Below are 9,733 nucleotides of genomic sequence, written 5' to 3' on the forward strand. Positions count from 1 at the left end.
TAGGAGTTGTAGCTCAGGCAACAACACCAGATACGTTATTACCAGGCGAGATGGGAACATTCACAGCAATGTATACAATCACTCAAATGGATATTGATAATGGAGAAGTAGAGAATACTGCGACAACAGATGCAACAAGTCCAAACGGTCCAGTAAGCGATGTGTCAGATAGTGATAATCCAGCCGATGAGGATAATGATATGGATGGTGATTTAACGAATGATCCAACGATCACACCGTTAACACCAAACGATGATATAACCTTAGTTAAAGGTGGTGTTTATGCAGATACGAATGGAGATGGAGTTATAAGTGTAGGTGATATGATCACATACACATTGACAGCGACCAACACAGGAACGACTACATTGACAGGTGTAACAGTAAGCGATGCTTTATTAGGAGTTGTAGCTCAGGCAACAACACCAGATACGTTATTACCAGGCGAGATGGGAACATTCACAGCAATGTATACAATCACTCAAATGGATATTGATAATGGAGAAGTAGAGAATACTGCGACAACAGATGCAACAAGTCCAAACGGTCCAGTAAGCGATGTGTCAGATAGTGATAACGCAGCCGATGAGGATAATGATATGGATGGTGATTTAACGAATGATCCAACGATCACACCGTTAACACCAAACGATGATATAACCTTAGTTAAAGGTGGTGTTTATGCAGATACGAATGGAGATGGAGTTGTAAGTGTAGGAGATATGATCACATATACATTGACAGCGACCAACACAGGAACGACTACATTGACAGGTGTAACAGTAAGCGATGCTTTGTTAGGAGTTGTAGCTCAGGCAACAACACCAGATACGTTATTACCAGGCGAGATGGGAACATTTACAGCAATGTATACAATCACTCAAATGGATATTGATAATGGAGAAGTAGAGAATACTGCGACAACAGATGCAGCAAGTCCAAACGGTCCAGTAAGCGATGTGTCAGATAGTGATAACCCAGCCGATGAGGATAATGATATGGATGGTGATTTAACGAATGATCCAACGATCACACCGTTAACACCAAACGATGATATAACCTTAGTTAAAGGTGGTGTTTATGCAGATACGAATGGAGATGGAGTTGTAAGTGTAGGTGATATGATCACATATACATTGACAGCGACCAACACAGGAACGACTACATTGACAGGAGTAACAGTAAGCGATGCTTTATTAGGAGTTGTAGCTCAGGCAACAACACCAGATACATTATTACCAGGCGAGATGGGAACATTTACAGCAATGTATACAATCACTCAAATGGATATTGATAATGGAGAAGTAGAGAATACTGCGACAACAGATGCAGCAAGTCCAAACGGTCCAGTAAGCGATGTGTCAGATAGTGATAACCCAGCCGATGAGGATAATGATATGGATGGTGATTTAACGAATGATCCAACGATCACACCGTTAACACCAAACGATGATATAACCTTAGTTAAAGGTGGTGTTTATGCAGATACGAATGGAGATGGAGTTGTAAGTGTAGGTGATATGATCACATATACATTGACAGCGACCAACACAGGAACGACTACATTGACAGGTGTAACAGTAAGCGATGCTTTGTTAGGAGTTGTAGCTCAGGCAACAACACCAGATACGTTATTACCAGGCGAGATGGGAACATTTACAGCAATGTATACAATCACTCAAATGGATATTGATAATGGAGAAGTAGAGAATACTGCGACAACAGATGCAGCAAGTCCAAACGGTCCAGTAAGCGATGTGTCAGATAGTGATAATCCAGCCGATGAGGATAATGATATGGATGGTGATTTAACGAATGATCCAACGATCACACCGTTAACACCAAACGATGATATAACCTTAGTTAAAGGTGGTGTTTATGCAGATACGAATGGAGATGGAGTTGTAAGTGTAGGTGATATGATCACATACACATTGACAGCGACCAACACAGGAACGACTACATTGACAGGTGTAACAGTAAGCGATGCTTTATTAGGAGTTGTAGCCCAAGCAACAACACCAGATACGTTATTACCAGGCGAGATGGGAACATTCACAGCAATGTATACAATCACTCAAATGGATATTGATAATGGAGAAGTAGAGAATACTGCGACAACAGATGCAGCAAGTCCAAACGGTCCAGTAAGCGATGTGTCAGATAGTGATAACCCAGCCGATGAGGATAATGATATGGATGGTGATTTAACGAATGATCCAACGATCACACCGTTAACACCAAACGATGATATAACCTTAGTTAAAGGTGGTGTTTATGCAGATACGAATGGAGATGGAGTTGTAAGTGTAGGAGATATGATCACATATACATTGACAGCGACCAACACAGGAACGACTACATTGACAGGTGTAACAGTAAGCGATGCTTTGTTAGGAGTTGTAGCTCAGGCAACAACACCAGATACGTTATTACCAGGCGAGATGGGAACATTTACAGCAATGTATACAATCACTCAAATGGATATTGATAATGGAGAAGTAGAGAATACTGCGACAACAGATGCAGCAAGTCCAAACGGTCCAGTAAGCGATGTGTCAGATAGTGATAACCCAGCCGATGAGGATAATGATATGGATGGTGATTTAACGAATGATCCAACGATCACACCGTTAACACCAAACGATGATATAACCTTAGTTAAAGGTGGTGTTTATGCAGATACGAATGGAGATGGAGTTGTAAGTGTAGGTGATATGATCACATATACATTGACAGCGACCAACACAGGAACGACTACATTGACAGGTGTAACAGTAAGCGATGCTTTATTAGGAGTTGTAGCTCAGGCAACAACACCAGATACGTTATTACCAGGCGAGATGGGAACATTTACAGCAATGTATACAATCACTCAAATGGATATTGATAATGGAGAAGTAGAGAATACTGCGACAACAGATGCAGCAAGTCCAAACGGTCCAGTAAGCGATGTGTCAGATAGTGATAACCCAGCCGATGAGGATAATGATATGGATGGTGATTTAACGAATGATCCAACGATCACACCGTTAACACCAAACGATGATATAACCTTAGTTAAAGGTGGTGTTTATGCAGATACGAATGGAGATGGAGTTGTAAGTGTAGGTGATATGATCACATATACATTGACAGCGACCAACACAGGAACGACTACATTGACAGGAGTAACAGTAAGCGATGCTTTATTAGGAGTTGTAGCTCAGGCAACAACACCAGATACATTATTACCAGGCGAGATGGGAACATTCACAGGAATGTATACAATCACTCAAATGGATATTGATAATGGAGAAGTAGAGAATACTGCGACAACAGATGCAACAAGTCCAAATGGTCCAGTAAGCGATGTATCAGATAGTGATAATCCAGCCGATGAGGATAATGATATGGATGGTGATCTAACGAATGATCCAACGATCACACCGTTAGCTACTCCAGGTAATGTGACAGGATTTGTATATATCGACTTTGATGGTGATGGCATGTATGATCCAACAATAGATATTCTTTTCCCTGCAGGAACTTTAGTGGAATTAACTGATGGGTTCGGTACAGTATTTACTGCTACTGTTGATGCGACAGGAAATTGGACAGCTACTGTTCCAGTCGGTGACTACACTGTTGAAGTAATAGAAACAACATTGCCAGCAGGTTATGTCTTAACAACTATAGGTTCTAATCCAGAGTCTATGGTGACAGTGACAGCCGGGACTACAACCACAACCTTAGATGATGGTTATCAAGGAAGTGGAACCCTTGAAGGATTTGTATATGAAGATGTGGATGGCGATGGTATGTATGATGCGGCCGTTGATATGTTATTCCCTGCAGGAACAGTGATTGATGTGACTGATGAATTTGGAAACGTTACATCTACAACCGTTGATGCTTTAGGTAACTGGGTTGTTACAGTTCCAGCTGGTAATTATACGGTAGATGTTGATGAGGATTCGTTACCATTTGGATATGATCTTACAACCATAGGTTCTGATCCAGAAGCTTTTGTAGTAGTAAGTGTAGGTGTAACAACTACAACAATAAGCGATGGATATATGCTATTAGCAGACAATGATGGTGATGGTATTCCAGATGTAGATGATATCGACGATGATAATGATGGTATATTAGATGTATTAGAAGGTGGTGGTGATTCTGATGGAGATGGTATTCCAGATTGGTTCGATCAAGATTCTGATAATGATGGTATTCCAGACAATGTTGAAGCACAACTTACTGTAGGTTATATTAACCCTAGTGGGGTTGATGCAGACGGTAATGGTTTAGATGATGCTTATGAGTCTGCTCCAGGTGCTGGTGAAGGAATTACACCTGTAAATACAGATGGTGCAGACAATCCTGATTATTTAGACAGTGATTCTGATAATGACGGTGTCCCTGATAGTACGGAAGGATTTGATTTCGATAATGACGGGTTCCCAGACATTACTCCATCTGGAATAGATGCTGATATGGATGGTCTAGATGATGCCTTTGATGGTGATTTAGGAGGCTATGAAGATCCTAATGGTTTAGTAGTAGGTGTGGATCCATTAACAGATCTAAACAATACTGACGGTACGGATGACGTTGATTATCGTGATACAGATGACGATAATGATATGATTGTAACTGGACCAGACGATATTGATGAGGATAACGATAATGATGGCATACCAGATTATCTCGATCCAGATCCTAGAGGTATCAATATTTACAACGCTGTTACTCCTGATGGAGATATGCAGAATGATTTCTTCCTAATTCAAGGAATTGAGAATTTTGATAATAATGTGAGTATCTTTAATCGTTGGGGTGTAGAAGTTTATAATGTTGATAACTATAACAATGCTAATCGTGCCTTTAGAGGTATTTCTGAAGGACGTGTAACTGTCGCTCAAGGAGAGGCTCTTCCAGAAGGGACTTACTTCTACGTTATTGAGTATATCAATGATCAGAACGAGACGAAGCAACTAGCAGGATATCTATATATTAACCGATAAATGTTATTGAACTCACCTAAATTTAATAGGTGAGTTCAATTCTTTATAACATAAGAAGAGATGAATAAATTATTAACGATTATATTATTGTTTGCTTTCGCGAAAGCGGTTACAGCACAACAGGATCCACAATACACACAGTACATGTATAATCCAATAACGATAAATCCGGCCTATGCAGGAAATCGTGGAGTGATGAGTATTGTCGGTCTTCATAGAAGTCAATGGGTAGGATTAGATGGCGCACCACGCACTCAAAGTTTGTCATTACATACACCTATAGAGAACAGTCGAGTAGGTTTGGGATTAAGTGTAGTAAATGATGAGATAGGACCTAGTGATGAGACTTATATAGCTGCCGACTTTAGTTATACTTTACCAGTAGGAGATGAGGCTCGATTAAGTTTTGGATTAAAAGGAGGAGTTCATTTATTAAATGTTGATTTTACAAAGCTGAATATCTTTAATACATCAGATCCTAGGTTGCAGGAAAATATTGATAATAAGTTATCACCTACAGTGGGACTGGGATTGTATTATCATACAGATCGTTTTTATGTAGGATTGAGTACGCCTAATGTGTTACAGACAAATCACTTTGATGATAGTAATGATACTAGTGCAACTACATTCATTGCAGAAGAGCGCATACATTATTTTGCAACCGCAGGATATGTATTTGATTTAAATGACGATATTAAGTTTAAACCAGCAACCTTAGTTAAGATGGTAAATGGATCACCGTTACAGGTGGACTTAACGGCAAACTTTTTATTCAATGAGAAATTGACTTTAGGAGCAGCCTATCGCTGGAGTGCTGCGATAAGTGGACTGGTAGGATTTCAATTAAGTGATCAAATGATGATAGGATTTGCATATGATCGTGAAACGACAGAACTGGGTAATGCCCTATACAATGATGGAAGTTATGAACTCTTTGTGAGGTTTGAACTTTTCAATAGCTACGATAGAATAATAACGCCTCGATTCTTTTAAATATAATCATAATGATGAAAAATATACTAATTACTCTTGTTTGCCTTGTCTCTTTAATAAGTTATGGACAAGTAAAAGATGTAAAAAAGGCAAATAAAGAATTTGAAAAATTTGCATTTATTGATGCACAACAGATTTACCTAAAAGTCGTAGAAAAGGGCTATAAAAATGTTGAAATTCTATCTAAGTTAGGTGATACCTACTACTTTAATGATGAACTTACTGAGTCTTATAAATGGTATAAGGAGTTATTTGATTTAAACTCAGAATCGCTAGCTCCAGAGTATTATTTTAGATATGCGCAATCACTTAAAGCTGTGAAACGATATGCCGAAGCTGACGAATTAATGGCTAAATTTAATTCATATAAAGGATTTGATTCCCGTTCAAAATCTTATAGTGAGCAACCAGATTACCTACAAATTATTGACTTTCAATCTGGTCGATTTGAAGTAGAAAATACTGTGGCTATTAACTCAAGTACTGCAGATTTTGGACCATCTTATTATGGTGGTGCAAATCAGGTGGTATATGCAACAGCTAGAGATACAAATTCATTTGTTAAAAGGACACACAGTTGGAATGATCAGGCATTTTTACAATTATATGTTGCAGATGCAGATGAGACTGGAAAACTTTCTAATGAAAAAAGGTTATCTAAAGTTTTAAATACTAGGTATCACGAGAGTACTCCTACATTTACTAGTGATGGGAATACAGTTTATTTTACCAGAAATAATTATAATGCAGGTGTTTACAGACAAGATATAGATGGTATAAATAAGTTAAAGATTTATAAATCAACAAAAAAAGGTAAATCATGGACTGCTCCAGTAGAATTACCTTTTAATAATGATGAATACTCTGTTGCCCATCCTGCTTTGTCTCCTGACGGCAAATACCTTTATTTTGCTAGTGATATGCCAGGTAGTATAGGTTATGATAGTAATGATGAGTTTACAAAATCAGATCTTTGGGTAGCTGCTATAAATGAGGATGGTAGCTTCGGAGAAATAAGAAACCTTACAGAGATTAATACTGAAGGTAGAGAGTCATTTCCGTTCGTATCTAAAAAAGGAATTTTATATTTTGCATCTACAGGTCATCAAGGCCTTGGTGGTCTAGATATATTTGCAAGTTCTATAAATCCTGATGGAACTTTAAGTTTACCTATTAATATTGGTAAACCTGCAAACACAGAAGACGATGATTTTGCGTTTATCATAAACGATGATACTAATATGGGATACTTTTCTTCTAACAGGCCAGGTGGTCAAGGAGATGATGATATCTATCGATTTGTTCAGCTAGAAGATCTTAAAGACTCTTGTGAAATTATATTAACAGGTACTGTTACTGATGAGAAAACAGGCCTGCCTATGGATAAGGCTACTGTTATGGTGATGGATGCAAATAATAATAAAGTAGATCAATTAATAACCAAAGCAAATGGTAAATACGTTTTCAAATTAGAATGTGGTAAACAATATTTTGTGAGAACCGAAAAGGAGGACTATTCATCAGATGAGGATCTTTTTACAACTCCTACACAAAGTGATTTCTTAGATGTTCCACTAGCTATGGTAAATGAGAAAATCCCTGTTGTAGATTGTGATGACATTGCCCCATTGCTTAATATTAAAGATATTTACTTTGACTTTGATAGGTTCAATATTAGGCCAGATGCGGCACTAGAACTATCTAAGATATTAGCCTTTATGGAACTGTATCCTCAGACCTCTGTAGAGATAAGATCTCACACAGATAGTAGAGCTCCTGATGCTTATAATGATGTGCTGTCAGAGAAAAGAGCACAAAGTACTAGAAAATGGTTGATAGAAAAAGGTATCAACGCTTCTAGACTTACGGCAAAAGGTTATGGTGAACGACAGTTAGTTAATAACTGTTCTAATGGAGTAGATTGTACACCAGAAGAACACCAGTTAAATAGAAGATCTGAATTTATAGTGACAGGTCTAGGTCAATACAGTGATTGTGACTAGTATTCTTTAAATATCAATAAACAAAAAAAGCCTACATTATTGTAGGCTTTTTTTATTTAATAAGTTGAAATGCAGTTAGCTATGCTTCCATAGGTTCAAACTCAGATACAAAATGAAATTTAATGCTAGGATATTTTTGTTGTGTCATTTGTAACGAGAAAGAAGAATCTGCTAGAAAAACTAGTTGATCTCGCTTATCATGAGCAAGAAACTTAGCCTTTACTCTTTTGAAATCTTTAAATTCAGCGCTGTTAACGTCCTTAGTTTCTATCCAGCAGGCCTTGTATACATTTAAGTTTTCATAGCTACAGGATGCGCCGTATTCGTGTTCTAGACGGTATTGTATAACCTCAAATTGCAGTGCGCCTACAGTACCTATTATTTTTCGGCCATTTAGCTCTAGAGTAAAAAGTTGTGCAACACCTTCATCCATTAATTGATCGATACCTTTTGCAAGCTGTTTAGACTTCATCGGGTCAGAATTATTAATGTATCTAAAGTGTTCTGGAGAAAAGGATGGTATTCCTTTATAATGTAACGTTTCACCAGACGTTAACGTGTCACCTATTTTAAAATTACCAGTATCATGCAGCCCTACTATGTCACCAGGGAAAGACTCATCTACAATTTCTTTTTTCTCTGCAAAAAAAGCATTAGGGCTAGAGAATTTAAGGTTCTTATCTAGTCTTATGTGTTTATAGGCCTTGTTTCTCTCAAATACACCACTTACTATTTTAATAAAAGCTAGACGATCTCTGTGCTTTGGATCCATATTAGCATGTATTTTAAAAACAAAACCGCTAAAATCAGATTCGTTAGGTTGTACTAAGCGTTCTTCTGCCTTTTTAGGTCTTGGAGCAGGAGCAATCTCTATAAATCCATCAAGTAATTCCTTAACACCAAAATTATGTAAAGCACTACCAAAAAAGACCGGTTGTAGATCTCCAGCTAGATACTCTTCTCTGTCAAAATCCGGATAAATCCCAGTAACTAGCTCTAGCTCATCTCTTAAAATTCCAGCGGCTTTATCACCTACCAGTTGATCCAGTAACTGGTCGTCTAAGTTCTCAATAGCAGTAGTACTGTGTATGTCTTTAGAAGATGCACCAGTGAATAGATTAATGTTTTGTTTATGAATGTTATAGATCCCTTTCAAATCATAACCCATTCCTATAGGGAAACTTAATGGGGTAACTCTCAAACCTAACTTTTGTTCGATTTCATCCATTAAGTCAAAAGCGTCTTTACCTTCACGATCCATTTTATTTATAAAAACAATCATTGGTATATTACGCATTCTACAAACTTCGACTAGTTTCTCAGTTTGCTCCTCTACACCTTTTGCTACATCTATTACTACAATGACACTATCTACAGCGGTTAGCGTTCTAAAAGTGTCTTCAGCAAAATCTTTGTGACCAGGTGTGTCTAAAATGTTGATTTTAATATTTTTATATTCAAAAGCTAGTACAGATGTTGCAACAGATATACCTCTCTGTCTCTCAATCTCCATAAAATCACTAGTAGCACCTTTCTTAATTTTATTGTTTTTCACGGCACCAGCTTCCTGTATGGCACCACCATATAACAACAGTTTTTCAGTTAAGGTCGTTTTTCCAGCATCTGGGTGAGATATAATACCAAAGGTCCTGCGTCTAGCGACCTCTTTCTCAAATTGTTTTTTATTCATAAGATCACAAAAATAGAGAATACTTCAACTTTAAAATA

4 protein-coding genes (1 of these 4 only partly in view) are annotated in these 9,733 nt (G+C 37.7%); 3 read left to right on the plus strand and 1 reads right to left on the minus strand.

Annotated features, from left to right (window positions below; genetic code table 11):
* The 3 genes in view from BST92_RS08465 to BST92_RS08475 are tightly spaced (at most 60 nt apart) and all read left to right on the plus strand, a layout consistent with a single transcriptional unit that may run on beyond the window.
* Positions 1–5,006, plus strand: the 3' portion of a protein-coding gene (locus BST92_RS08465) for a DUF7507 domain-containing protein (RefSeq protein ID WP_146105129.1). It extends 22,279 nt beyond the left edge of the window; the window shows 5,006 of its 27,285 coding nt (coding positions 22,280–27,285); the start codon falls outside the window, past its left edge; its stop codon occupies positions 5,004–5,006.
* A 60-nt stretch (positions 5,007–5,066) separates the two neighbouring features.
* A complete protein-coding gene (locus tag BST92_RS08470; protein ID WP_105071057.1) occupies positions 5,067–6,002 on the plus strand; it encodes a PorP/SprF family type IX secretion system membrane protein in 936 nt (311 codons plus the stop codon).
* Between the two features lie 11 nt (positions 6,003–6,013).
* On the plus strand, positions 6,014–8,005 hold the full coding sequence (locus BST92_RS08475; RefSeq protein ID WP_105071058.1) for an OmpA family protein: 1,992 nt from the start codon (positions 6,014–6,016) through the stop codon (positions 8,003–8,005).
* 79 nt (positions 8,006–8,084) lie between these two features.
* Here the strand turns inward: BST92_RS08475 and BST92_RS08480 are convergent, their stop codons facing one another.
* Positions 8,085–9,695, minus strand: a complete 1,611-nt coding sequence (locus BST92_RS08480) for a peptide chain release factor 3 (RefSeq protein ID WP_105071059.1) — start codon at positions 9,693–9,695, stop codon at positions 8,085–8,087.
* Positions 9,696–9,733 lie beyond the last annotated feature (38 nt).

The organism is Nonlabens arenilitoris, assembly GCF_002954765.1.
GTDB classification, from domain to species: domain Bacteria; phylum Bacteroidota; class Bacteroidia; order Flavobacteriales; family Flavobacteriaceae; genus Nonlabens; species Nonlabens arenilitoris.